Source organism: Arenibacter lacus (assembly GCF_008711145.1).
GTDB classification, from domain to species: domain Bacteria; phylum Bacteroidota; class Bacteroidia; order Flavobacteriales; family Flavobacteriaceae; genus Arenibacter; species Arenibacter amylolyticus.
Window position 1 is genome coordinate 15,861 of record NZ_VVIN01000030.1, and the last position, 24,589, is coordinate 40,449.

Consider the following 24,589-nt stretch of genomic DNA (forward strand, 5'->3'; position numbering starts at 1 on the left):
ATGGTTGTTGGAGAGAAAATAAGAAAAATCAAAAATTAAAATTATAGCAAATGATTTTAGAAATGAAAGTTCCTTCTCCGGGGGAATCTATTACAGAAGTAGAGATAGCGGAATGGCTGGTGGAAGATGGGGATTATGTAGAGAAAGATCAGGCCATCGCAGAGGTAGATTCGGATAAGGCTACCTTGGAGTTACCTGCAGAAGAGAGTGGGATTATTACACTAAAGGCTGAGGTTGGTGATGCGGTTGCAGTAGGAGCTGTGGTCTGTTTAATCGATACCAGTGCTTCCAAGCCCGAAGGAGCTTCCAAGAAAGAAGAGGCCTCGGAAAAGAAGCAGGAAGATAAGAAGGCTGAAGCGGCACCTGTAGCCGAAAAAGCACCCAAAACGGAAACGGCAACCTATGCTACGGGCACTGCTTCTCCGGCTGCTAAAAAAATATTGGCGGAAAAAGAAATAGATCCTGCAACTATAAAAGGTACAGGGAAAGACGGAAGGGTAACTAAGGCAGATGCTGTGAAGGCGGTGCCTTCCATGGGGACACCTACTGGTGGATCTAGAGGAGAGAGTCGTTCTAGATTATCCATGTTGCGCCGTAAGGTGGCAGAGCGTTTGGTGACCGTTAAGAATGAAACGGCCATGCTTACCACTTTTAATGAGGTAGATATGTCTGCTATCTTTAAATTAAGAGAGCAATACAAAGAGGACTTTAAAGAGAAGCACAATGTAGGTCTTGGGTTTATGTCTTTCTTCACCAAAGCAGTGATTAGGGCTTTGCAGATGTATCCTGCAGTAAACTCTATGATAGACGGCAATGAAATGGTGTCATTTGATTTCTGTGATATCAGTATTGCGGTTTCAGGTCCTAGAGGACTAATGGTGCCGGTAATTAGAAATGCCGAGAACTTAAGCTTTAGGGGAATTGAATCCGAGGTGAAGCGATTGGCCTTGAGAGCGCGAGATGGAGATATTACGGTAGATGAGATGACTGGTGGTACCTTTACTATTACTAATGGAGGGGTGTTTGGTTCTATGTTGTCTACCCCAATAATTAATCCGCCACAGAGCGCTATTTTGGGAATGCACAATATTGTAGAGCGTCCTATTGCTAGGGATGGTGCTATTGCCATTGCTCCTATTATGTATGTTGCGTTGTCCTATGATCACAGGATTATAGATGGTAAGGAATCGGTAGGATTCTTGGTAGCCGTTAAGGAGGCCTTGGAAAATCCAGAGGAATTGCTAATGGATAACAACGTAAAGAAAGCCTTGGAAATGTAATTTTTCCTTGAGATAGAATTAAAAAAGGCCCGCTGGATGCTAAATCTGTCGGGCCTTTTTATTTAATGGAATGATTTATTTTCTAAGATAGAGCCTCGACTTCTTATAGTCGATAACCGCATCTCCTTTTTTAAGTATGTCGGCGCCAATGATGCCATCTACAGGCATCGCCTGGTGGGAGATTAGGGCTTGGTTTACATGAATAAGATCGAAAAGGACAATTTTGTGTTTCTTCTTGGTCCATTTGCCAATTTCAATCTTGTTTTCGGTAGAGAGCATGGTGAGCATCTCGGTTGCTCCGGCACCTGCCGCCTTAATTTCAGATTCCTCTGAATTCAGTTTAAAGAAATCAATTTTATCCAGGCCGATACAGGTGTTGGAGGCGCCAGTATCTAAAATAAAGAGGCCCTCTACTCCATTGATGGATACCTTTATTTCAAAATGATTGGTGGCGGTAAGAGTAAGGGGAATGGAGGTGTATTTTTTCTTTTTGAGAAATGCTTTCAGGCTGGCCATGTACTTTTTTTGTCAAAGATAATCTTATTTTTGTTCCATGATGATAACAGATACGCATACTCACTTATATAGTGAGCTTTTTGACGAGGACCGTGAGTCCGTTATAAAATCAGCTTTGGATAAGGGGGTTTCCCGTTTTTTTATCCCGGCGATCGATTCGTCTTACACCCAATCTATGTTAGATCTGGAAAAAGCGCATCCAGACAATATATTTCTAATGATGGGTTTGCACCCTACCTATGTAAAGGAAAACTATAAGGAAGAATTAGACCACGTGGAAGCGATGCTAGCCTCCAGGAAATTTTATGCGGTAGGGGAGACAGGGATCGACTTGTATTGGGATGATACCTTTTTGGAGGAGCAGAAAATAGCCTTTGTACAACAAATCCAATGGGCTAAGAAATATGGCTATCCCATAGTGATTCACGGTAGGGATAGTTTTGATGAAATCTTTGAGGTATTGGAATCTGAAAAGGGCGATGACTTATACGGCATTTTCCATTGTTTTACCGGAGATTACGAGCAAGCAAAAAAGGCCATTTCCTATAATATGAAACTGGGTATTGGGGGAGTGGTAACATTTAAGAATGGGAAGATAGATGCCTTTTTAAATAAAATAGACTTAAAGCATATAGTATTAGAGACAGATTCACCTTATTTGGCGCCAATGCCCTTCAGAGGAAAGCGAAATGAAAGTGCTCATATCTGCTATGTTTTGGAAAAGGTAGCCTCCTTGTACGGAATGGATGTGGAGGAAGTAGCATCTATTACTACCAAAAACTCCAAAGAGGTATTCGGAATTTAGGGTTCCCTGTTTAATCTTCCCAGCGGAATTTTTCTAATAGGGAGGTAGATCTTGATTAATGGTGTTGGACGGGTGGTGTAGATTGCCGCATTTTTTTAATTCATTTTTAATAACGAGGGCTTGAAAGATAGAAAGACTAAAATTCTCCTGATTTATACCGGAGGTACCATAGGAATGGTTAAGGATTACACCACAGGTGCCTTAAAGGCGTTTAATTTTGAAAAACTTCTGGAACAAATCCCGGAGTTGCATCAGTTAGATTGTGATATTGATGCCATTTCATTTAAAACCCCTATAGATTCATCTAACATGGATGTGCCTAGTTGGGTGGCCATGGCAGAGATGATTGAAGCGCATTACGAAAGCCATGATGGATTTGTAATATTGCACGGTAGCGATACCATGAGTTACACCGCTTCGGCATTGAGTTATATGTTGGAGAATTTAAATAAGCCGGTTGTTTTTACCGGGTCTCAGCTACCCATTGGGGATTTGCGAACCGATGCCAAGGAAAATCTGATTACTTCCGTGCAGATTGCCACCTTGCAAGAAGATCATAAACCTGTGATCAGGGAGGTTTGTCTGTATTTTGAATATAAGTTATATAGGGCAAATCGCACAACCAAGATAAATGCCGAGCATTTTGAGGCCTTTGCTTCTTTAAACTACCCTTCCTTAGCAGAATCTGGGGTGCATTTAAAGGTGAATAGGGAGGCTTTATTGCGGAATAGGAAGGGGAAAACGCTGAAAGTGCATAAGAATATGGACTGCAATGTGGCTATTTTAAAGTTATTCCCCGGTTTTGGAAAATCTTTATTAAAAAGTGTGTTGAATACGCCAAATTTAAAAGCCTTGGTCTTAGAAACTTACGGCTCGGGCAATGCACCTACCGAAGAATGGTTTAAAAAAGAGCTTGCCAGAGCTGTTAAAAAAGGTATCTTTGTGGTGAACGTTACGCAATGTTCCGGAGGAAGTGTTATAATGGGGCAGTATGAAACCAGTGAACACCTCCGAGAATTGGGTGTGATCAACGGAAAAGACATCACTACAGAAGCGGCAATCGCCAAATTGATGTACCTTTTAGGAAATAATGTTTCCCCTAAGTTGTTCAAAACCAAATTTGAAACTCCACTAAGAGGAGAAATGCAATAAAAATAAGGTGCTAAATTTCATTAACTAATATATTTTTTGTTATTTGGCGCCCAGAAAACTTAGTGTATACAGAGAGGTGGCCGAGTGGTCGAAGGCGCACGCCTGGAAAGTGTGTATACCCCAAAAGGGTATCGAGGGTTCGAATCCCTTCCTCTCTGCTTTTAAGTTTTTAATTTTTTTATTGTGTTTTTTTTTTATCTTTAACCCTATTAACTAACTAAAATTAAGTTTAGAAAATGAAAAGATTATTCTCTATCCTAGCAACGGCTGGGTTATTTGTAGCAGGTACAAATACGGTAAGTGCAAAAGTTGTGGCTGCGGCGGTAGTTTTGCAAGACGCGGCACCAGCTGCAGAAAAAGGATTTACGCAGGTGCTTAAGGAGCAGTTCATACAAGGAGGTGCCGGATTTATGGGTATCGTTCTTTTATGTTTGATCCTGGGCTTGGCTGTAGCTATTGAAAGGATTATTTATCTAAACTTAGCCACTACCAACACTACTAAATTGAAATTGCAAGTAGAAGACGCTTTGGCTTCTGGCGGAGTGGAAGCTGCAAAAGAATTATGTAGAAATACAAAGGGTCCTGTTGCCTCTATCTACTACCAAGGTTTGGAAAGAGCTGGAGATAGCATTGAGTCTGCCGAGAAAGCGGTAGTTGCTTACGGTGGAGTTCAAATGGGGCAGTTAGAGAAAAACGTTTCTTGGTTATCTTTATTTATTGCGATTGCACCGATGCTTGGGTTTATGGGTACGGTAATCGGGATGATTCAGGCTTTCCAGAAAATTGCAGCGGTAGGTAACTTGAGTGCCTCTCTTATTGCAGGTGATATCCAGGTAGCATTATTGACTACAGTATTTGGTCTTATTACTGCGATCATCCTTCAAATCTTCTACAACTACATCATTGCGAAAATCGACAGTCTTGTAAATGATATGGAAGATTCATCAATCACTTTGATTGATATGTTGGTAGATCACAAAAAATAAGTCGGACTTAATACTTAAAGTATCATGCACAAAATAGTTAAAATAATATTAGTTGTACTAGGTGTCGTTGGAGCCATACTATGGTTTCAGCTGCCAAGTTCAGACGTTCCGGCATCGGAAGCCATCAACAATGGGTCTATGAGCTTTATGTTCAATATTACCTTTGCGTTGTTGGGGATAGCCATAGTTGCTACAGTCCTTTTCGGATTGAAGAACCTTATCACCTCCAAAGGAGGGCTTAAAAAGGCAGCGTTTGTAGTAGTGGGACTGTTGATCGTGGTTGCTATATCATACGCCATGGCCTCCGGTACCGATGTTAATCTGGACGAAATGGCCAGATTGGGCGTCCCTACCACTGAGGATACAGTAAAGATGATAGGAACAGGATTAAACGTGTTCTTTCTTCTAACAATAATTGCGGTTGCAGCCATGTTGTATTCAGGTGCGAAGAAAATGATCAGTAAATAATTTAAAACAATATTATGTCAAAAAGAGGAGCACCACCAGAGGTAAATGCAGGTTCCATGGCAGACATTGCGTTCTTATTGCTTATCTTTTTTCTAGTGACCACCACTATAGAGACAGATGCAGGATTAGACCGAATGTTGCCACCAATAGAGCCGCCTGATACCGATGTGGTCATTAAGCAAAAGAACATCTTTCAGGTGAATATAAACAGGGATGGACAGTTATTGGCCGATGAAGAGTTGATCGATATTAAAGATCTTAGAGCCAAGGCTATTGCCTTCTTGGACAACGGCGGAGCCCCATCTGGAACTGCAGATTACTGTAACTATTGTCAAGGGAACAGAGATCCTAGTTCTTCAGATAACCCATCCAAGGCAATTATATCACTGAAAAACGATAGAGAAACCAAGTACGGTACCTATATTACGGTGCAGAACGAATTGGTAGCAGCCTATAACGAATTAAGAAATCGGGAGGCACAGCGTTTGTACAAGAGAAACTTTACGGACATGGAAGCTGAATACCTCAACCCTGAAACCTCTGACGAGGATAAGGAGAGGCTGAAGGAAAGAGTGAAGAGTATTCAGGACTTGTTTCCTATGAAACTGTCTGAAGCGGAAACTTCCTCATCTAATTAATGCTTAAAAAACAAAAGTACTATGTCAAAATTTAACAAGAAAAAGGATGCCGCTTTACCTGCTGTGAATACGGCCTCCTTGCCAGATATTGTTTTTATGCTCTTGTTCTTTTTTATGACAGTTACCGTAATGAAAGATAGTACCTTAAAGGTGGAAAACACCCTGCCTAACGCTACTGAAATCAAAAAACTGGAGAAAAAGGATCGGGTAATTTACATCTACGTAGGGAAACCTACTAGAGAGTATCAAAAACTATACGGGACCGAATCAAAAATTCAATTGAACGATAAGTTCGCGGATGCTTCCGATGTGGGTGATTATATTTTAATGGAAAGGGCTAAAAAGCCTCAGGAACTTCAAAATGTATTGACCACTTCTCTAAAGGTAGACAAGGATGCCAATATGGGAATCATTTCGGATATCAAACAAGAACTGAGAAAAGTAAATGCGCTTAAGGTAAACTATACTACCTATGAAGGTGATGCCTTCCGTAATTTACAATAGTTAATAGAGGATTAGAGAATTAAAACGCTTCAAATGCATGGCATTTGAAGCGTTTTTTTGTTTAAAATAATTACCTTTATTCCTTATGAAGGGAGCACTACTTATTGTATGCTATTTGGTTGGCTTGTGGGGCTTTGCCCAGGAGGTGGTTATACGGGATGAACAGGATAGGAAGTTCTTGGAAGATCAATTTTACCTAGGGGTAACTTATAACTTTCTTTGGGACCTTCCCGAGGAAGTGGAACAGAGAAACCTCTCCTACGGCCTTCAGGGTGGCTTTATAAAAGACATCCCCTTAAATTGGGATAGGACCATAGGCTTGGGCTGGGGGATAGGCTATGCCATTAATTCGTACTATTCCAACGTACGGGCTGTGAAGGCTGGGGACAATGTTAGTTATGAGCTGTTGGAAAGGACCACCGCTTATAAAAGGAATAAAATTGAAACCCATGCGGTAGAAATGCCCATACAATTTAGATGGCGTAACGCAACTGCCGAGGACTATAAGTTTTGGCGGGTGTACACTGGGCTTAAATTTGGGTACGTATTTGGAAACCGATCCAAGTTTGTAGACGATACCACAAAAATAGGTTTTTATAACCGGGATGTTCGTAAAATTCAGTACGGCCTTGCTTTGGATGTAGGGTACAATACCTTTAATATACACGCTTATTATTCCTTAACCTCCTTATTTAGGGATGGGGTAACGTTAAATACGGGTACTCCCTTAGATCATCATCCGTTGCAAATAGGTCTGATCTTTTATATTCTATAACCAGAACTTTATAGTAAAGAGTTGGGTGCCCATACCCAATACTAGCCCTGTTAAGACCCTTGCCCAGTTATTATTGGTGATGTAGAGTCTAGCAGTAGCAGCTAAGCCAGTGAGTATGGTAATAAGGCTTATAAGGCCAATCATATGCTGTTCTAAATGTATACTGAGGTGAATAAGGAACATCAGTAAACTTCCCATTCCTACTAAATGTAGGCTACATCTAAAATTTAGAAATATTAATAGCAAAGCTGCAAAGGTGGCGGCAATTAATCCCAGGAAAAAAAAGTGTAATGGTAGCAATAAGTGGTTGGGGATAACGCGTATTACTACCACTAATAAAAGGGCTAAAATAAGATACAATGGGTATTTTTCATTGTATAGTAAGGGGTGCTGTATGTTGCTTCCCAATGCTAAATTACAAACTATAACATAGAATAGTAAGGGGATAAGAACCGTTAGGATGAAAATAGGCACTAGGATCCCTGCCTGCGCTTCTATGGAATGATATCCTGGTGTAAGTAGGAAATAGGCCAAAGTCCCGGCAAAGGGGATGTAAAGTGGGTGCAGCAGGTAGGATACAAGTTTTAGTAGGGCGCCCATTAGATTTCTTTGCGAAGCCTAGCTACTGGGATGTCCAATTGTTCCCTGTACTTAGCTACAGTTCTACGTGCAATTGGGTAGCCTTTTTCCTTTAATAAGGAGGCTAATTTATCATCGGTATAAGGTTTTCTTTTGGGTTCGTCCATGATCACCATTTCCAAGATCTTTTTAATCTCCCTGGTAGATACCTCTTCGCCCTGTTCATTAGTCATGGATTCCGAGAAGAAATCCTTGATTAATTTGGTGCCATAAGGAGTATCTACATATTTACTGTTGGCTACCCGGGATACCGTGGAGACGTCCATATCAATGGCGTCTGCAATATCCTTGAGTATCATTGGCCGCAATTTACGCTCATCGCCACTTAGGAAATATTCCTTCTGGTAGTGCATTATCTCGTTCATGGTGATATAGAGGGTTTGCTGCCGTTGCCTGATAGCATCTATAAACCATTTTGCGGAATCTAGCTTTTGCTTGATGAACAGCACCGTATCCTTTTGGGATTTGGATTTGGTCTTGGCGTGCTTAAAGCCTTCTAGCATATTGCTATATTCCCTAGATACGTGTAATTCCGGGGCGTTTCTACCATTGAGACTTAATTCTAACTCTCCCTCTGTAATGCGTATGGTGAAATCTGGGACTACATGCTCCACAATTCTGTTATTGCCAGAATAAGAGCCGCCCGGTTTGGGGTTAAGTCGCTCTATTTCGGTAATGGCGTGTCTTAATTGCTCTTCCGTAATCCCGTGCTTTTGAAGTAGCCTTTGATAATGTTTTTTGGAAAATTGATCAAAAGAATTTTCCAATAAATCTATGGCCAGCTCAACACTGGCCGTGGGTTGCTTTCTTTTTAGTTGTATTAAGAGACATTCTTCCAAAGACCGCGCGCCAACCCCTGCCGGATCCAAATCTTGAACAATATGTAGCACCTTTTCAATAGTAGCTACATCCGTATAAATGTTCTGGGTAAAGGCAAGGTCGTCCATTATATCTTCTAGTGGCCGCCTAATGTAGCCGCTTTCGTCTACACTTCCCACCAAAAATTGGGCAATAGACCACTCTTCGTCACTTAGGTAAACAGTGTTTAACTGATTGATCAAATATTGGTTGAAGGAAATTCCAGCAGCATACGGAACATTCTTCTCCTCATCGTCCGGACTGTAATTACTGGTCTGAGTTCTATAGTCGGGAATTTCGTCGTCACTTAAATACTCATCTATATTGATGTCTTCCGCACTAATGCTTTCACTATCTGTTTCATTATCATAGAGATCTTCAAAATCGTCCTCTTGGGACTCGGTTTCTTCTTTGCCCGATTCCAACGCAGGATTTTCCTCCAACTCTTGTTTTAGACGCTGTTCAAATGCCTGTGTAGGTAATTGAATCAACTTCATCAACTGTATTTGTTGAGGGGATAATTTCTGTGATAATTTAAATTGTAAGTGTTGTTTCAGCATAAGGGGTCGTAATCTTTCTTATAAAGTTAAAGAATAAAGATTAGAATTCTGCATTTTGTGGGGTTCTGGGAAATGGAATTACGTCCCTGATATTACCCATGCCAGTTGCAAAGAGTACTAAGCGCTCAAAACCAAGACCAAAGCCACTGTGTACGGCAGTACCAAATTTCCTTAATTCTAAGTACCACCAAAGTTCTTCTTCACTTAAGTTTAGGGCTTTTATCTTATCCTTTAATACATCTAGTCGCTCTTCACGCTGTGATCCTCCAACAATTTCGCCAATTCCAGGGAATAGAACATCCATGGCTCTCACCGTTTTTCCATCTTCATTTAATCGCATATAAAACGCTTTGATATCTGCAGGGTAATCAAAAAGGATTACGGGACACTTAAAGTGCTTTTCTACCAAATAGCGTTCGTGCTCGCTCTGCAGGTCTGCTCCCCACTGGTCTATTGGATACTGAAAGCGTTTCTTTTTGTTGGGCTTAGAATTCCTTAAAATTTCTATGGCCTCGGTATAGGAAACTCTTTTAAAGGTGTTTTCCGATACAAATTTTAACTTTTCTATCAACGGCATAGGGCTTCGGTCTGCCATTGGTTTGTTTTTCTCTTCGTCTAATAGTCGCTGCTCTAAAAATTCTAAATCATCCTTGGAGTGCTCCAGGGTATAGTTGATCACTTCTTTAATAAAATCTTCGGCCAAATCCATATTGGCATCTAGGTCATTAAACGCTACCTCGGGCTCTATCATCCAGAATTCGGATAAATGCCTGGAAGTGTTGGAATTTTCTGCTCTAAAAGTTGGGCCAAAAGTGTATATTTTTCCCAAGCCCATTGCGTATGCTTCCCCTTCCAATTGTCCGGAAACGGTTAAATGAGTTTCTTTTCCAAAGAAATCCTCACTATAGTCTACTTCACCGTCTTCGGTTAAAGGGGTATTTTTCATATCCAAAGTAGATACACGGAACATTTCTCCCGCACCTTCGGCATCCGATCCTGTAATTATTGGGGTATGTACGTATTGGAAACCGTTCTTCTGAAAATACTGGTGTACGGCAAACGATAGGGTAGAGCGTACCCTCATGATGGCGGCAAAGGTATTGGTGCGAACCCTAAGGTGGGCTTTAGCACGTAAAAATTCCAAGGAGTGTTTCTTAGGTTGTATAGGATAGGTGTCCGGATCTGCTTCACCTAATACGGTAAGTTCCTTTACTTCTATCTCTACATCTTGGCCTTTACCCTGACTTTCTATCAAGGTACCCGAAATTTTCAATGCAGCACCGGTATTGATTTTCTTAAGGAGTTGGTCATCAAACTCCTCAAAATTTACAACGCATTGTATGTTCTTTATGGTAGACCCATCATTAAGGGCGATAAACCTATTGCTTCTATAGGATCTTACCCAGCCATTTACGGTAACTTCTTTGTGAAGGTGGGCTGTTGAGAGTAATTCTTTTACGTTATATGTGCTCATGCTTATTGCTTGTAATTTAAGTGGCAAAGATAGCCATTTTCAATATTATGTGTAGGTTCTACAGGGCCTTAAGTTTTATTTTGAAAGATCTTGTTTTTCCTGTGCCGAATTTAAATCTTCTTGGGGAAGAATGTCTATTTGCGGTTCTTTAAGGACCTCCTTATTGGCGATGCTTCTTTCTAGGGAAAGCAGCAGGGAGGGCAATAATAGTAGGTTTGCCAACATTGCGAACAATAGAGTGGCAGAAACCAACGATCCCAAGGCCACGGTGCCCCCAAAACTGGAGATGGTAAAGACAGAGAAACCAAAGAATAATACAATGGAGGTGTAAAACATACTGACCCCCGTTTCTCTTAGTGCGGCGTAGACAGATTTCTTAATCTTCCATTTGTTGGCAATGAGTTCTTGGCGGTACTTTGCCAAAAAGTGTATGGTGTCGTCCACAGAGATTCCAAAGGCGATGCTAAAGACTAAGATGGTAGATGGTTTAATGGGGACTCCTACAAATCCCATCACTCCGGCGGTTACAATTAACGGTAGTAAGTTAGGGATAAGCGAGATGATCACCATTCTGAAGGAGCGAAATAAGTAGGCCATAAACAAGGCAATAAGGCCTATGGCCAAACTTAGGGACAATATTAGGTTTTTAACCAAGTATTTGGTGCCCTTTAAGAATAGCAACGCACTCCCAGTCATGCTTACCTCATAACGGTCCGATGGGAATATTTTATCGATATGATCTTGGAGTGTACCTTCAATGGCCTCCATTCTTTCGGTATTCACATCTTTCATATAGGTAGTTATTCTGGCTATCTGTCCAGTACTATCTACAAAACTGCTAAGAAGGTTGCCGTTGTTTTCGGAGTTACGGGCAACATCCATGATAAAATTGTTCTCTTGCGAGGTGGGGAGTTGGTAGTATTTGGGAATTCCGTTGTAAAAGGCCTGTTTGGAGTATTTTACAAGGTCTACCATGGAAATAGGTCTGGATAATTCCGGAATGTCCACGATATGACTCCCCAATTCGTCCATTTTCTTTAGGTTGGTGGGTCTTAACACCCCCCTAGGCCTCTTGGTGTCTACTACAATTTCTACCGGCATTATACCGTCAAACTCCTGTTCAAAGAACTTTATGTCCTTAAAGAACTTCGCCTTTTTGGGCATGTCTTCAATAGGACTGCCAGAGATTTCTATTTGATAAATACCAATAATGCTCGCTACCAATAGGGAAATGGATACGATATAAACGGCTATCCTTCGCTCGCGCACTATTCGCTCCATCCAATTGACAAAGGTCTCTATCCATTTAGTATTTAGATGTTTTAAATGCTTGCTCTTTGGAAGTGGCATAAAACTGTAAATAATGGGAATGATAAGGAGGGAGAGCACAAATATCCCGAGAATATTTATGGATGCTACAATACCAAACTCCTTTAATAATTTACTGTCTGTAATAATAAAGGTAGCAAAGCCAGAGGCGGTGGTGACATTGGTCATTAGGGTGGCATTCCCAATTTTAGAGATTACCCGTTGTAGGGAAAGGGCCTGGTTGCCATGTTTTTTAACTTCCTGCTGATACTTGTTAATTAAAAAGATGCAATTGGGGATTCCTATAACAATGATCAGGGGAGGGATGAGGGCTGTTAAAACCGTTATTTCATATTGCAAAAGACCTAAAATACCAAAGGCCCACATTACCCCAATAATTACTACAAGCATAGAAATGAACGTAGCCCTAACGCTTCTAAAGAAGAAAAAGAAAATTAAGGAGGTTACCCCCAGGGCCGCTAAGATGAATTTCCCTATTTCATCTATAATGTTTTGGGAGTTCATTGTCCTTATATAGGGCATCCCGGATACCCTAACATCCATCCCAGTTTCTTTCTCAAAACTTTGGATCAAGGGATTAAATTCTTCTAGTATAAAATCTTTACGGACGGAGGTGTTCACAAGGTCTTTGTCCAAGTAAACAACGGTGCGTATCGTATGTGTCTTTTTATTGTAGATTAAGTTCTCGTAAAACGGCAGCTCGTTAAAGAGGTGGTTGGTAATACTATCGATGGCCTCTTTGGTTGTTGGAGGAGTCTCTATTAGAGGGCGCATAACAAATTTATTCCCTTCGTTGTCCTTAACCAATTCTTGAAGGTTGTCTGTAGATAGTACAAAATCTACCTCTGGGAAAGCATCCAGCTGCTTGCTCAATCGGTTCCAGCGATTAAATTTTTCCGGGGCAAACACGGTACTGTCCTTTATCGCTAGTACCATTGCATTGCCCTCTTCCCCAAATTGTTCTAAGAACTTTAGGTATTCCAAATTCACCGGATGATGATCTGGCAAAAGATTGGCCTGTGTGTTGGAGAATTGCATTTTATCCCACTGTAGCCCCATGCCAACGGTAGTGGCAGCTAGGAGTAATAGGATAAGGATTCTGTTTCTAAGTATTATTCGTACGGTTTTTGCCCAAAAACCTTGTGTTAGCTTTGCAACCATCTGGTAGATACTTCGTTTATCACTTAGCCCTAAAGGGCAAAAAAATCTCTTGTATTAAAATCCGGTTTGATGAAAATGTACAGCGCGGAAACTAAATTTATATGCGCGCAAAGGTAGAGAATGATTGCTTTTGTTCCTAGGATGGGGAGTCAAAATACCAGCGTGCCAAACTGCTGGGGACCGAGCGGGTTTTGGATAGGGTGTTTTGCCATGGGGTGCCCTTCCCGGTAAAAGGAAGAGAGCGACTGTGGTAGTCGCTCTCTGGTAATTATTGTTTCTAATTAGATGGTCATTATCTCGGCTTCCTTAACATCCAATAGGGCATCTATTTTTTTGATGTATTTGTCGGTCAGGGTCTGCACGTCGTTCTCGGCACCCTTCTGCAAGTCTTCGGATACATCCAGATTTCTGATATCCTTGTTGGCTTCCTGCCTGGAGTTCCTAATACCTATTTTGGCCTCTTCGGCTTCGGCTTTGGCTTGTTTTACCAAGTCCCTCCTGCGCTCTTCGGTCAATGGTGGAACATTGATGATTACATAGTCACCATTGTTCATAGGGTTAAAGCCCAAGTTAGCGTTCATAATCGCCTTTTCTATTTCTTGGAGCATGTTCTTCTCCCATGGCTGAACAGATAGGGTTCTGGCATCGGGGGTGCTTACGTTGGCTACTTGAGACAACGGGGTTTGTGAACCATAGTATTCTACCATCACGCTAGAAAGCATTACGGGGCTCGCTTTTCCTGCCCTGATCTTCACGAACATACGTTCCAAGTGCTCAATGGCGCCATCCATGCCTTCTTTGGCGGTGTCCAGTATAAATTTAATATCCTCGTTCATATGCTATATGTTAATTAGATGTAATTCGAAAATTGTGGAAACTATAGGTTAACTACCGTCCCAATGTTTTCTCCGGAAACCAGTTTTAGAAGGTTTCCTTTCTTGTTCATATCGAAAACTACTATGGGTAACTCATTCTCCTGGCTAAGGGTAAATGCCGTGGTGTCCATTACTTTTAGCCCTCTGGTTAATACATCCTTAAAGGTAATGGTATCAAATTTAGTGGCTGTTTCATCTTTCTCGGGATCTGAAGTATAAATGCCATCTACACGGGTTCCTTTAAGGATCACATTGGCCTCTATTTCTATGGCTCGTAAAACCGCGGCCGAATCGGTAGTGAAATATGGATTCCCAGTACCACCCCCAAAAATAACGACCCTTCCTTTTTCCAAATGGCGCATAGCTCGTCTTCTTATGAAAGGTTCGGCCACCTCATTGATCTGTATGGCCGATTGCAATCTGGTCTGTACTCCTTTTAATTCCAAAGCGCTTTGCAAGGCCAAGCCGTTAATCACTGTGGCCAACATTCCCATATGGTCTGCCTGTACTCTGTCCATTCCTTGACTGGCACCTGCCAAGCCTCTAAAAATGTTTCCTCCTCCAATTACAATAGCAACCTCAGTGCCTTTGTCTACTACTTCTTTAATCTCCTCGGCGTATTCTGATAGTCTTTTTGGGTCTATGCCGTATTGATTTTCTCCCATTAAGGCTTCACCACTGAGTTTTAATAGAATTCTTTTGTATTGCATCATGCTTTGATTAATTCAAAGCAAAAATAATAAAAAATATGTACGAAGCAGACTGTTGGTGAGGATTCGTGCCTCCTAATTATTTCACAATGAATAGTGACAGATAAATTTATTTTTTTAATCTTGTTTATAATATGCAAAGCCCAATTTTGTATTGAGGGAACAGTAGCTTATTTTTTTAAGTGCCGCTGCTTGGTATAAGGCTGGTATTGCCTAATCATAATTATGTATCCTATGTATAAAAAATTAAATAGAATAAGAAGAGGTGTAGTGATCGGATTGACCGCTATGGCTATCTATAGCTGCGGTTCTTCTAAATTATCGACTAGCTCGGAGACACCCCCCATTATCGCTAGTATGGATTTGGTGAACGTGGTGGGGGATAAGGTGAAGGTAACGGTAGATCCAGGACCTTTTCCTTCTGGAGGAGTCACTTTCTATATTCCGGCTATAGTGCCCGGTACCTATAGCGTGGATAATTATGGGAAATATATAGAACAGTTCCAGGCCTTAGACTACAAGGGGAAAGCGCTTGCTGTGGATCGGTTGGATGATAACGCTTGGTATATTGCCAATGCCAAGGATTTGGATAAGGTGGCTTATTGGGTGAACGACACCTATGATACGGAAGGCGAGGTGGAGGAAAAGGTTTTTTCACCGGCGGGGACCAATATTTTGGAGGGCGAGAATTTTATGTTGAACCTCCATGGATTTGTTGGCTATTTCACGGATCTTAAGGAGGTGCCCTATACGCTAAGGATTAAGGCGCCTAAAGGATTGGAGCCAGTTACAACTTTGGATAAGGGGACTATAGATGAACAAGACACTGGAGTGGATGTCTTTAAGGCTGATCGTTATTTCGAAATAATTGACAATCCTATTTTATACTCCAAACCCAATACCGAAACCTTTATCGTAAATGATATTGAGGTAACGCTAAGTGTGTACTCCCCTAATGGTTTGTATACGGCTACCGACCTCAAGGGGAGTATGGAGAAAATGATGGCTGGACAAAAGAAGTTTTTGGGAGATATCAATAGCACCAAGCAATATGCTATTTTATTGTACCTCTCTACCATGGAGGAGACGGATGCAAGTGGTTATGGTGCTTTGGAACACCATACTTCTACGGTAGTAGTGTTGCCAGAGGGGATGCCAAAAGATCGTTTAGAGGAAGCCTTGATTGATATTGTATCCCATGAGTTTTTCCATATTCTAACTCCTTTGAGTGTTCATTCGGAGGAAATACACTATTTCGATTTTAATGAGCCTAAAATGTCTCAGCATCTGTGGTTGTACGAAGGAACTACGGAATATTTTGCGAATCTCTTTCAAATTCATCAGGGTATCATCGCTGAGGAGGAGTTCTATGGACGATTAATGGATAAGGTAGCCAATTCTAGGTCTTATGATGATGAAATGTCCCTGACTCAACTGAGCAAAAATGTACTGGCCGAACCGTATAAGAGTAATTTTATCAATATTTACGAGAAGGGGGCTTTGGTGAATATGGCGCTCGATATTAGGCTTAGAGAATTGAGTAAGGGAGAGAAAGGGGTGTTGTGGCTTTTAAAGGAGTTGTCTAAAAAGTATGGGGAACACAGGCCCTTTGAAGATGACAAGCTAATAGCTGAAATTGTGGAGTTGACCTATCCCGAAATTCAAGAATTTTTTGATGTGCACGTTGTGGGGGATACTCCCTTAGATTATGAAGCGTATTGGAGTAAAGTGGGACTCCAGGTGGTTTCTGAAGTGGAGCCAAGCGGATATTTCTTTGATGGGGAGATGCCAATGATAGATGTAGATCCTAAAAAGATGAACCAAGTCTTTGTTAGGGAAGGTATCTCTCTGAGTTCTTTCTATGCTGATTTGGGCTTGCAGGGAGGAGATGTTATCCAAAGCATAGACGGCACGGTTATTACCTTGGAGAGTATGAGGCCAATTATAGGTCAAAGTTTTGGATGGACACCGGATAAGGAGATTGAGATAGTGGTGCTAAGGGATGGGAAAGAGCTATTGCTACGTGGTAAAGTGGGGGCGCCTACCATGGAGGTTAAAAAATTGGTTCCCGTAGCAGGAGTTACCCAAGAGCAGCAAAAACTTAGGGAATCCTGGTTAAAGGGATAACACATAGTTATTATTGGAAAAAGGCGCTCTAACAGCGCCTTTTTTTATGCCCTATTTCTTGTTTGCTGTATGTGTTCCTTGGTCAGTTACAGATGTCCACGGAGTCATGTGGTGCGTTTTTAGGAAAGATCTAGGCAAAGGCATCCCAATTGTCTTGTTTTGGTCTAGCAGGGCGCTACAATATTGTTGGGTGCGGTTTAAGGGCTATTTCGTGCAAAATCTAAGCTAGGTGGTTAGGCCTTATTGCGTTTTAAGCTGAATGGGAGTTGGGGTAGGGAAGGTTTTTCTTTCGGGAATATATAGCTCCTTTTTGAAAATAAGAGACCTTGTAAGGCTAGGGAAAGGCACAAAAAAACCCGCTTTTTATATAAAAAGCGGGTCGTAGAGTATGGGTTGCTAGGATTATCCTAATGCAACTCTTTCAAAACCGGTTACTTCCAAGTTGGCGTCGAAAGTTTTTACGTATTCTGCAACGGTTTGTTTGCTATCTTTAATGAAAGCCTGATTTACCAAGGTATTGTCTTTAAAGAAACGGTTAAGTTTTCCTTTAGCAATATTGTCTAACATGGCTTCTGGCTTTCCTTCTTCGCGCAATTGGTCTTTAGCGATTTCTATTTCCTTGTCTATAACAGTTTGGTCTACACCATCCTCATTAAGAGCAATTGGGTTCATCGCAGCAGCTTGCATAGCTACATCCTTAGCAGCAACTTCAGCACCTTCAACAGCAGCAGAAAGTCCTACTAGGGTAGCAATCTTGTTTCCTGCGTGAATGTAAGAACCTACAAACGGAGCAGAAAGTCGGCTAAATCCGCCTATTTCAATCTTCTCACCAATAACACCAGTTTGTTCGGTAAGCTTGTCCTGTACCGTCATTCCGTTGAAATCGGCATTTAAGAAAGCTTCTTTGTTCTCGTGGTTCAAAGCAAGGTCAGCCAATTCATTAGCCAAGCTTACAAAAGAATCGTTCTTAGCAACAAAATCGGTCTCACAGTTCAAGGAGATAATAACTCCTGTAGTGTTATCGGCATTAACTTTAGCGATAGCAGCCCCTTCAGAAGATTCTCTGTCGGCTCTTTTAGCTGCTACTTTTTGTCCTTTTTTACGAAGGATTTCAATTGCGGTATCAAAATCTCCTTCAGCTTCAACTAGTGCCTTTTTGCAATCCATCATGCCTGCACCTGTTGTCTTTCTTAATTTATTTACCTCTGCGGCGGTAATTTTTGCCATTTTATTTTTGTTTTAATTCCCCCCTATAAAGAGAACATTGGTCTGCGTACAGGGGAGGGTTAAATTGATTTTCGATTATAGATAAAGAAGGTTGATCTATTCGTCGCTTTTAGTGCCTGCATCTTCTGTTTTAGGAAGCTCTTCGGCAGCCTTCTCTTCTTTCTTAGCTTCTTTGGCCTCAGGTGCTTCGGCAGTAGCCTTAACTTTTGCTTTCTTCTCCTTTGGCTTAGCGTTCTCCTTGCCTTCTTTTTCAGACTGCTTTTCAGATTTACGCTCGGCCAATCCTTCAGCAATAGCAGAAGTAACAGATTGCATAATGATATCGATAGACTTAGAAGCATCATCGTTAGATGGAACTACAAAGTCAATTTCTCTTGGATCACTATTGGTATCTACCATAGCGAAAATTGGAATGTTCAGCTTTTGAGCTTCCTTCACTGCAATGTGCTCGCGCATAGTATCTACAACGAAGATCGCTGCAGGAAGACGGGTCATATCGGAAATAGAACCTAAGTTCTTTTCTAATTTGGCACGTAAACGGTCTACCTGTAAACGCTCCTTTTTAGATAGCGTGTTAAAAGTTCCGTCTTTCTTCATTCTATCAATGCTAGCCATTTTCTTAACAGCTTTACGGATAGTAACAAAGTTAGTTAACATACCTCCAGGCCATCTTTCAGTGATGTAAGGCATATTTACATTCCCAGCTTTCTCGGCTACGATGTCTTTAGCTTGTTTTTTAGTGGCAACGAAAAGTACTTTTCTGCCGGATGCTGCAATTTTTCTAAGAGCCTCATTGGTCTCCTCTAGTTTTGCAACAGTTTTGTATAGGTTGATAACGTGGATTCCATTACGCTCCATGTAGATGTAGGGCGCCATGTTTGGATTCCATTTTCTGGTAAGGTGGCCAAAATGCACACCTGCCTCTAATAGGTCTTTTACTTCAATTTTACTAGCCATGTATTTTCTTAGTTTACGTTCCTTTGAATTAGCAATAATAAAGTGGTACCCAACTAAGGGAGCCTTTACTATTTAGATGCTAAACTAATTTGCCGTTACTGGGTTCGAGGGCTACCCGGACCTAGCTCCAATGTAATTGGATCGGTATATTTTAATTGCCTTCTGTAAAGAAAGCTTTCAATGAACAATTTTTGACAATAGGATACTGTTGCCAGTATCGACTTAAATAAGGTAATATTAACGCTTAGAGAACTGAAATTTCTTACGAGCTTTCTTCTGTCCGTATTTCTTACGTTCTACCATTCTTGGATCTCTTGTTAAAAGACCTTCTGGCTTAAGCGCTGATCTGTGCTCTTCGTCCAATTCGCATAATGCTCTGGATAAGGCCAAACGAATTGCTTCTGCCTGTCCTGTAGTTCCGCCACCAAATACGTTCACGTTAACGTCAAAATTATCTACGTTATCAGTTAAAGTAAAAGGCTGCTGTACTTTGTACTGTAATGTTGCAGTAGGAAAGTAGGTAGCCAATTCTTTGTCGTTGATGGTTATTTTCCCATCTCCTTGAGTTAGGTAAACTCTGGCAACCGCTGTTTTTCTTCTGCCAATCTTATGAATTCTCTCCATTACCTTAGGTCGTTTAAGTTAATTGCTTTTGGTTTTTGCGCTTCCTGATTGTGCTCCGCTCCAGCATATACCTTAAGGTTTCTAAAAAGTGCTGCACCCAATTTGTTTTTAGGTAGCATCCCTTTTACAGATCGCTCGATAATACGCGCTGGATCTTTTGTCAACAATTCTTTGGCTGTTGTGAACCTTTGACCTCCTGGGTAGCCGGTGTAGCGAACGTAGGTTTTTGAATCCCACTTTTTGCCTGACAGGTTGATTTTATCGGCGTTGATGATAACAACGTTATCTCCGCAATCAACATGTGGCGTAAAACTTGGCTTGTACTTCCCTCTAAGTAACATTGCTACTTTAGAAGCAAGACGGCCCAATGTTTCTCCTTCAGCATCAACTAGTAACCATTCTTTGTCAACGGTTGCCTTATTGGCCGAAATCGTCTTGTAGCTTAATGTATCCACACTAATATATTTATTTATTAAACACTAAAATCCCGAATAACGGGCTGCAAATGTACAATTATTAAGTTGAATTACAAACGCTTGCTTCTTATTATTTTATAGAATTTATTTTTTCAATTTAATTTACACCTCTTCTTTATGGTTTACAATTAGGGAAGTAAGGGTTTGCCACGCTTAGATAATTTCAAATTCATGGTGTTTTGTGGTGGCTTTCAAATCTTTTTCTGATATAAATTTAATAGGCGCTGCAAAAATATAAAATGTCACCATAAGAGGCCTCAAGACTACTATGGGTATTTTAAAGTATCATCCTATGGGATTGTGGTGGATTACATAGGGCGAATAAAGGTGCTTAGTCCCTTTATGGTTGTTTAGTTGTAATTAACAAGGAAGCGCTAGCGGCCCCTGCCAAAGGGGAAGTTTTTTGGAGTTGTTTTTTCTAACCACCTATATAAGGTATAAAGGACCCCGTGTAGACGTGTGTCGTGGGGCCCTTTAGGGTTGTTATAGCAAAGCTTGATACACGGCTATGGGATACCTTATAATATAGGTAGGGGAAACTTCTGATCTAAAAGAAACAATTTCTAATGTGCTTCTAACCAATTTTCACCAACCCCTAGTTCTACGTCTAATGGTACGGACAACTTATACGCATTTTCCATTTCCGTTTTAATCATGGTTTTAAGGGCTTCCAATTCGGGTTTGTACACGTCAAAGACCAATTCATCATGAACCTGAAGAAGCATTTTACTTTTGTAGTTGCCTTCTTTCAGTTTTCGGTGGATATGGATCATAGCTACCTTAATTATGTCTGCTGCACTTCCTTGTATGGGGGCATTTACCGCATTTCTTTCTGCGGCACCCCTAACTACTGCATTACTTCCATTGATATCCCTTAGGTACCTGCGCCTTCCCAATACTGTTTGTACATAACCGTTTTCACGGGCAAAATCTATTTGCTCGCTGATGTAATTACGGAGCTTGGGGTAGGTTTTGTAATAGGTGTCTATCAGGTCTTTTGCTTCCGCACGTGAAAGATCGGTCTGATTGCTCAATCCAAAGGCCGATACCCCATATATAATTCCAAAGTTTACGGTCTTGGCGTTGCTTCGTTGTTCTCTGGTAACTTCCTCCAAGGGTACATTAAATACTTTGGAGGCGGTGGAAGCGTGAATATCCTCTCCATTTTTAAATGCTTCTATCATGGTAGATTCCTCACTCAATGCAGCAATGATGCGCAATTCTATCTGGGAGTAATCTGCCGCCAATAAAACGTAGTCCTCGTTTCTGGGTACAAAGGCTTTTCTCACTTGTCTGCCTCTTTCTGTACGGATGGGGATATTTTGTAGGTTGGGGTTGTTGCTGCTTAAACGGCCCGTTGCGGCTACCGTTTGCATATAGTCTGTGTGCACCCTTCCTGTGCTTTCCTCTATTTGTAAGGGTAGGGCATCTATATAGGTGCTTTTAAGTTTGCTGAGCCCTCTATAGTCTAATACGTTCCTGATGATTTGATGATCCTTGGCCAGGGTAGAAAGTACGTCCTCGGCGGTGGAATATTGTCCCGTTCTAGTCTTTTTTGGCTTGGCGACTAGTTTAAGCTTGTCAAATAATATTTCTCCCAGCTGTTTAGGGGAGGCAATATTGAACTCTTCCCCGGCTTCCTTGAATATTTCCTGCTCTAAATTCTTTATATCGTTGTCCAGGTCTTGGGCAAGGGAGTTTAAGAACTCCTTGTCTAGATTAATCCCTTCCAATTCCATGTCTGCCAATACCTTTAGAAGTGGAATTTCTATATCGTTGAAGAGGTCTTGTGTTTTGGCCTCTTCTAATTCTGGCCTAAAATGTTGTGCCAACTGAAAAGTGATGTCCGCATCCTCTACCGCGTATTCGGTCTGTTTCTGCAAGTCTACCTCCCTCATAGAAAGTTGGTTTTTTCCTTTTTTACCTAACAGGTCGGTAATAGGGATGGGAGTATAATTTAAGTAGGTTTCCGCTAGGACGTCCATATTGTGGCGCATATCTGGATTAATCAGGTAATGGGCCAGCATGGTATCAAAACACTTGCCTTTTACGGTAACCCCATACTTGTGTAATACCTTAATATCGTATTTTAAGTTTTGACCAATTTTCTCAATGGATTCCGATTCAAAAAATGGTTTCAAGAGGTTAATTAGTTCCTGCGCCTCGGAACGGTCTTCGGGGAAGGGAACGTAAAAGCCTTTTCCGGCTTCCCAACTGAAGGCGATGCCAACCAGTTCTGCGGTAAGTGAATTTAACCCAGTAGTTTCCGTATCAAAACAAACGGCTGGCTGCTTCATGAGGTTTTTCAGGAATAGTTTCATGGCCATTCCGGGTGCCACGCTCTGGTATACATGGGGAGTGTTGGCTATGGTGTTTCTACTGGAGAACTCTTCCACAGTGCCACCAGAATCTTTGTCGCCCCCTCCAAATAAAGAGAATTGACCGCTGCCAGCGGAAGCGGGTTCTTTTTTTGCTGTGCTGTCCTTTTTTTTCTTGTCATTTTCGCCATTGGCCTCAGCAGGTTCCGTAGAGAAGAGTTTAATGAACTGGTCTTTTAGTCTTCTAAATTCCAGTTCCTCGAACAATTCTTGCACCTTATCCCCATCGGGCATGGTAAGTTCATAATCGGTAGCATTGAAAGTTACATCACAGTCCGTGTGTATGGTAGCTAATTTTTTGGAAAGCAGGCCTAATTCGGCATTCTCAATGACCCTTTCCTTCATTTTTCCTTTTAGTTGATCTGTATTGGCTAGGAGGTTCTCCATGGAGCCGTACTCTGCGATAAATTTTCTGGCGGTTTTGTCTCCAACTCCAGGAAGTCCTGGGATATTATCACTGGCATCGCCCATCATTCCCAGGTAATCTATGACCTGTTCTGGATGGTCCACGCCAAAGCGCTTTTGAATCTCGGGAATACCCCAAATCTCAATCCCATTCCCCATACGGGCAGGGCGGTACATGAAAATATTTTCGGATACCAACTGTCCAAAATCCTTGTCAGGGGTAACCATATAAACTTGGTAGTCCTCTTTTTCAGCTTGTTTGGCCAGGGTGCCTATAATGTCATCGGCCTCCCAGCCCTCCAGTTCCACTACTGGGATATGCATTGCTTTTAGGATTTCCTGTATATAGGGTACGGCAATCTTTATTGCATCTGGGGTAGCATCCCGGTTGGCTTTATATTCAGGGAAAAGTTCGGTGCGGTCTACACTTCCGCCCTTGTCAAAGCAAACGGCCAAGTGATCTGGTTTTTCCCGTCGGATTACATCCAGTAAGGAGTTCATGAACCCCATGATTGCAGAGGTGTCCATTCCCTTGGAATTTATTCGAGGGTTTTTGATTAGGGCATAGTAACCCCTAAAAATAAGGGCATAAGCATCTAGTAGAAAAAGTTTTTTTTGTTCAGCCATTTTATTGGATTGTTTCCGAAGTAATTTTTATTTGTAAATAGATTATGCCTTTAAAAAGGAGTCCGATGGGTTGTTTGTATGCCCCTCTTCGGAGTAGGTGCGGTAACTAAACCCAGGGTGAATACAATAGCCTCCTGTTTCACCCTTTTTATTAATAGCGATGAAGCCTATTTGAAAGTCCTTGCGGTCTTTGTTCTTTTCCATGATTCGCTTTACGCCTTCCTCGCAAGCTTCTTGGGGCGACATTCCCTGTCTCATTAATTCTACGATGAGAAAACTGCCTACGGTTCGGACTACCTCTTCTCCAACCCCAGTAGCGGTAGCTCCGCCTACGGCATTGTCCACAAAGAGTCCGGCACCAATGATGGGCGAATCGCCAACGCGTCCGGCCATTTTATAGGCCATTCCGCTAGTGGTGCAAGCCCCGGCTATATCCCCATCCTTGTCTATGGCCAACATCCCTATAGTGTCGTGATTTTCTATGTTGATTATAGTTTCGTATTGGGAATTCTTCTTCCATTCTAACCAATCTTTCTTGGCTTTTTCGGTAAGTAAATTGGTCTTGGGAAAACCTTGCTCATAGGCAAACTGCTCTGCTCCCTTGCCTACCAACATAACATGTGGGGTCTCTTCCATCACCTTTCTGGCCACGCTTATAGGATGCGCTATATTCTCCAAGCACAAGACCGCTCCACAATTGGCATCCTTGTCCATGATGCAGGCATCCAAAGTGACACGGCCATCCCTATCTGGTCTGCCGCCAACACCAACAGTCTCATTGTTGATGTCTGCCTCCTCTACCATTACTCCTTGCTCCACCGCATCCAATGAAGATCCTCCTTTTTCTAGTACCTCCCAGGCTTTAGCAGTAGCATTCATAAAATTCCATGTGCAAATGGCAATGGGTCTTATGGTTTTGGAACTATCGCTGCCAGCAAGCTTTTTTGATGAATTTTCCTGGCAAGAGGTTAAAAAAGGGACGGATAACATACCCGCGGTGGTAAGGGTAGAATTTTTGAGGAAGTTTCTTCTTTTCAT

The 24,589-nt window shown here is 41.6% G+C and carries 22 protein-coding genes and 1 tRNA gene; 10 read left to right on the top strand and 13 right to left on the bottom strand.

Going from position 1 to position 24,589, the window contains the following annotated elements; genetic code table 11:
• Positions 1 to 50: 50 nt before the first annotated feature.
• Entirely contained in the window at positions 51 to 1,280 is a 1,230-nt protein-coding gene (odhB, locus tag F1E73_RS10205; RefSeq protein ID WP_086477685.1) for a 2-oxoglutarate dehydrogenase complex dihydrolipoyllysine-residue succinyltransferase, read from the top strand.
• Between the two features lie 75 nt (positions 1,281 to 1,355).
• Here odhB and F1E73_RS10210 read toward each other — a convergent pair whose 3' ends face one another.
• On the bottom strand, positions 1,356 to 1,796 hold the full coding sequence (locus tag F1E73_RS10210) for a retropepsin-like aspartic protease family protein (protein ID WP_150451843.1): 441 nt from the start codon (positions 1,794 to 1,796) through the stop codon (positions 1,356 to 1,358).
• A gap of 37 nt (positions 1,797 to 1,833) precedes the next feature.
• Here F1E73_RS10210 and F1E73_RS10215 point away from each other — a divergent pair, with 37 nt between their 5' ends.
• The 8 genes from F1E73_RS10215 (at position 1,834) to F1E73_RS10250 (ending at position 7,124) form a co-directional block, all read left to right on the top strand.
• On the top strand, positions 1,834 to 2,601 hold the full coding sequence (locus F1E73_RS10215) for a TatD family hydrolase (RefSeq protein ID WP_150451844.1): 768 nt from the start codon (positions 1,834 to 1,836) through the stop codon (positions 2,599 to 2,601).
• Between the two features lie 120 nt (positions 2,602 to 2,721).
• Positions 2,722 to 3,753: an asparaginase gene (locus F1E73_RS10220; protein ID WP_223883408.1), complete on the top strand. Its 1,032-nt coding sequence runs from the start codon at positions 2,722 to 2,724 to the stop codon at positions 3,751 to 3,753.
• 70 nt (positions 3,754 to 3,823) lie between these two features.
• A tRNA-Ser gene (locus F1E73_RS10225) sits at positions 3,824 to 3,911 on the top strand.
• 78 nt (positions 3,912 to 3,989) lie between these two features.
• The gene (locus tag F1E73_RS10230; protein ID WP_150451845.1) at positions 3,990 to 4,739 is read left to right on the top strand and encodes a MotA/TolQ/ExbB proton channel family protein; all 750 of its coding nucleotides are present in this window, start codon (positions 3,990 to 3,992) and stop codon (positions 4,737 to 4,739) included.
• A gap of 24 nt (positions 4,740 to 4,763) precedes the next feature.
• The gene (locus tag F1E73_RS10235) at positions 4,764 to 5,207 is read left to right on the top strand and encodes a hypothetical protein (protein WP_086477681.1); all 444 of its coding nucleotides are present in this window, start codon (positions 4,764 to 4,766) and stop codon (positions 5,205 to 5,207) included.
• Between the two features lie 14 nt (positions 5,208 to 5,221).
• Positions 5,222 to 5,845, top strand: a complete 624-nt coding sequence (locus tag F1E73_RS10240) for an ExbD/TolR family protein (RefSeq protein WP_150451846.1) — start codon at positions 5,222 to 5,224, stop codon at positions 5,843 to 5,845.
• Positions 5,846 to 5,866: 21 nt separating this feature from the next.
• Entirely contained in the window at positions 5,867 to 6,349 is a 483-nt protein-coding gene (locus F1E73_RS10245; protein WP_086477679.1) for an ExbD/TolR family protein, read from the top strand.
• 85 nt (positions 6,350 to 6,434) lie between these two features.
• On the top strand, positions 6,435 to 7,124 hold the full coding sequence (locus F1E73_RS10250) for a porin family protein (protein WP_086477678.1): 690 nt from the start codon (positions 6,435 to 6,437) through the stop codon (positions 7,122 to 7,124).
• On the opposite strand, the gene F1E73_RS10255 is transcribed toward F1E73_RS10250, so the two are convergent.
• From F1E73_RS10255 to pyrH, 6 genes are all read right to left on the bottom strand, one after another.
• On the bottom strand, positions 7,119 to 7,724 hold the full coding sequence (locus F1E73_RS10255; protein WP_223883409.1) for a hypothetical protein: 606 nt from the start codon (positions 7,722 to 7,724) through the stop codon (positions 7,119 to 7,121). The two genes, F1E73_RS10250 and F1E73_RS10255, sit on opposite strands and share 6 nt — an antisense overlap.
• Positions 7,724 to 9,181 carry an RNA polymerase factor sigma-54 gene (gene rpoN / locus F1E73_RS10260; protein WP_086477677.1) on the bottom strand — a complete coding sequence of 486 codons (1,458 nt, stop codon included), beginning with the start codon at positions 9,179 to 9,181 and terminating at the stop codon, positions 7,724 to 7,726. The genes F1E73_RS10255 and rpoN overlap by 1 nt, the downstream gene beginning before the upstream one ends.
• 40 nt (positions 9,182 to 9,221) lie before the next feature.
• Positions 9,222 to 10,655 (bottom strand): asparagine--tRNA ligase, encoded by a 1,434-nt coding sequence (asnS, locus tag F1E73_RS10265; protein ID WP_150451847.1) that lies wholly within the window; start codon positions 10,653 to 10,655, stop codon positions 9,222 to 9,224.
• A gap of 75 nt (positions 10,656 to 10,730) precedes the next feature.
• Positions 10,731 to 13,145, bottom strand: coding sequence for an efflux RND transporter permease subunit (locus F1E73_RS10270; protein WP_150451848.1), 2,415 nt, complete (start codon positions 13,143 to 13,145; stop codon positions 10,731 to 10,733).
• A 281-nt stretch (positions 13,146 to 13,426) separates the two neighbouring features.
• Complete coding sequence (gene frr / locus F1E73_RS10275; RefSeq protein ID WP_086477674.1) at positions 13,427 to 13,981, bottom strand: ribosome recycling factor; 555 nt, start codon at positions 13,979 to 13,981, stop codon at positions 13,427 to 13,429.
• A 41-nt stretch (positions 13,982 to 14,022) separates the two neighbouring features.
• Positions 14,023 to 14,730 (bottom strand): UMP kinase, encoded by a 708-nt coding sequence (gene pyrH / locus F1E73_RS10280; RefSeq protein WP_086477705.1) that lies wholly within the window; start codon positions 14,728 to 14,730, stop codon positions 14,023 to 14,025.
• Between the two features lie 234 nt (positions 14,731 to 14,964).
• Between pyrH and F1E73_RS10285 the strand changes: the two genes are divergently transcribed.
• Positions 14,965 to 16,857 carry a M61 family metallopeptidase gene (locus F1E73_RS10285; protein WP_150451849.1) on the top strand — a complete coding sequence of 631 codons (1,893 nt, stop codon included), beginning with the start codon at positions 14,965 to 14,967 and terminating at the stop codon, positions 16,855 to 16,857.
• A gap of 402 nt (positions 16,858 to 17,259) precedes the next feature.
• Here the strand turns inward: F1E73_RS10285 and tsf are convergent, their stop codons facing one another.
• The 6 genes from tsf to F1E73_RS10315 all read right to left on the bottom strand — a co-directional run bounded on the left by tsf (position 17,260) and on the right by F1E73_RS10315 (position 24,589).
• Entirely contained in the window at positions 17,260 to 18,084 is an 825-nt protein-coding gene (tsf, locus tag F1E73_RS10290; RefSeq protein ID WP_086477673.1) for a translation elongation factor Ts, read from the bottom strand.
• Positions 18,085 to 18,180: 96 nt separating this feature from the next.
• Complete coding sequence (rpsB, locus tag F1E73_RS10295) at positions 18,181 to 19,041, bottom strand: 30S ribosomal protein S2 (RefSeq protein WP_086477672.1); 861 nt, start codon at positions 19,039 to 19,041, stop codon at positions 18,181 to 18,183.
• Positions 19,042 to 19,278: 237 nt separating this feature from the next.
• Entirely contained in the window at positions 19,279 to 19,665 is a 387-nt protein-coding gene (rpsI, locus tag F1E73_RS10300; RefSeq protein ID WP_086477671.1) for a 30S ribosomal protein S9, read from the bottom strand.
• Positions 19,665 to 20,120 carry a 50S ribosomal protein L13 gene (gene rplM / locus F1E73_RS10305; RefSeq protein WP_086477670.1) on the bottom strand — a complete coding sequence of 152 codons (456 nt, stop codon included), beginning with the start codon at positions 20,118 to 20,120 and terminating at the stop codon, positions 19,665 to 19,667. Before rplM ends, rpsI begins: the two co-directional genes overlap by 1 nt.
• A 584-nt stretch (positions 20,121 to 20,704) precedes the next feature.
• Entirely contained in the window at positions 20,705 to 23,551 is a 2,847-nt protein-coding gene (gene polA / locus F1E73_RS10310; protein WP_150451850.1) for a DNA polymerase I, read from the bottom strand.
• Positions 23,552 to 23,593: 42 nt separating this feature from the next.
• Positions 23,594 to 24,589 (bottom strand): isoaspartyl peptidase/L-asparaginase family protein, encoded by a 996-nt coding sequence (locus F1E73_RS10315; RefSeq protein ID WP_086477668.1) that lies wholly within the window; start codon positions 24,587 to 24,589, stop codon positions 23,594 to 23,596.

Excerpts from the sequence above, each read along its gene's own strand:
- odhB (WP_086477685.1), top strand. The coding sequence starts at position 51 with ATGATTTTAGAAATGAAAGTTCCTTCTCCGGGGGAATCTATTACAGAA.
- F1E73_RS10210 (WP_150451843.1), bottom strand. The coding sequence starts at position 1,796 with ATGGCCAGCCTGAAAGCATTTCTCAAAAAGAAAAAATACACCTCCATT.
- F1E73_RS10215 (WP_150451844.1), top strand. The coding sequence starts at position 1,834 with ATGATGATAACAGATACGCATACTCACTTATATAGTGAGCTTTTTGAC.
- F1E73_RS10230 (WP_150451845.1), top strand. The coding sequence starts at position 3,990 with ATGAAAAGATTATTCTCTATCCTAGCAACGGCTGGGTTATTTGTAGCA.
- F1E73_RS10235 (WP_086477681.1), top strand. The coding sequence starts at position 4,764 with ATGCACAAAATAGTTAAAATAATATTAGTTGTACTAGGTGTCGTTGGA.
- F1E73_RS10240 (WP_150451846.1), top strand. The coding sequence starts at position 5,222 with ATGTCAAAAAGAGGAGCACCACCAGAGGTAAATGCAGGTTCCATGGCA.
- F1E73_RS10245 (WP_086477679.1), top strand. The coding sequence starts at position 5,867 with ATGTCAAAATTTAACAAGAAAAAGGATGCCGCTTTACCTGCTGTGAAT.
- F1E73_RS10250 (WP_086477678.1), top strand. The coding sequence starts at position 6,435 with ATGAAGGGAGCACTACTTATTGTATGCTATTTGGTTGGCTTGTGGGGC.
- F1E73_RS10255 (WP_223883409.1), bottom strand. The coding sequence starts at position 7,724 with ATGGGCGCCCTACTAAAACTTGTATCCTACCTGCTGCACCCACTTTAC.
- rpoN (WP_086477677.1), bottom strand. The coding sequence starts at position 9,181 with ATGCTGAAACAACACTTACAATTTAAATTATCACAGAAATTATCCCCT.
- asnS (WP_150451847.1), bottom strand. The coding sequence starts at position 10,655 with ATGAGCACATATAACGTAAAAGAATTACTCTCAACAGCCCACCTTCAC.
- F1E73_RS10270 (WP_150451848.1), bottom strand. The coding sequence starts at position 13,145 with ATGGTTGCAAAGCTAACACAAGGTTTTTGGGCAAAAACCGTACGAATA.
- frr (WP_086477674.1), bottom strand. The coding sequence starts at position 13,981 with ATGAACGAGGATATTAAATTTATACTGGACACCGCCAAAGAAGGCATG.
- pyrH (WP_086477705.1), bottom strand. The coding sequence starts at position 14,730 with ATGCAATACAAAAGAATTCTATTAAAACTCAGTGGTGAAGCCTTAATG.
- F1E73_RS10285 (WP_150451849.1), top strand. The coding sequence starts at position 14,965 with ATGTATAAAAAATTAAATAGAATAAGAAGAGGTGTAGTGATCGGATTG.
- tsf (WP_086477673.1), bottom strand. The coding sequence starts at position 18,084 with ATGGCAAAAATTACCGCCGCAGAGGTAAATAAATTAAGAAAGACAACA.
- rpsB (WP_086477672.1), bottom strand. The coding sequence starts at position 19,041 with ATGGCTAGTAAAATTGAAGTAAAAGACCTATTAGAGGCAGGTGTGCAT.
- rpsI (WP_086477671.1), bottom strand. The coding sequence starts at position 19,665 with ATGGAGAGAATTCATAAGATTGGCAGAAGAAAAACAGCGGTTGCCAGA.
- polA (WP_150451850.1), bottom strand. The coding sequence starts at position 23,551 with ATGGCTGAACAAAAAAAACTTTTTCTACTAGATGCTTATGCCCTTATT.
- F1E73_RS10315 (WP_086477668.1), bottom strand. The coding sequence starts at position 24,589 with ATGAAAAGAAGAAACTTCCTCAAAAATTCTACCCTTACCACCGCGGGT.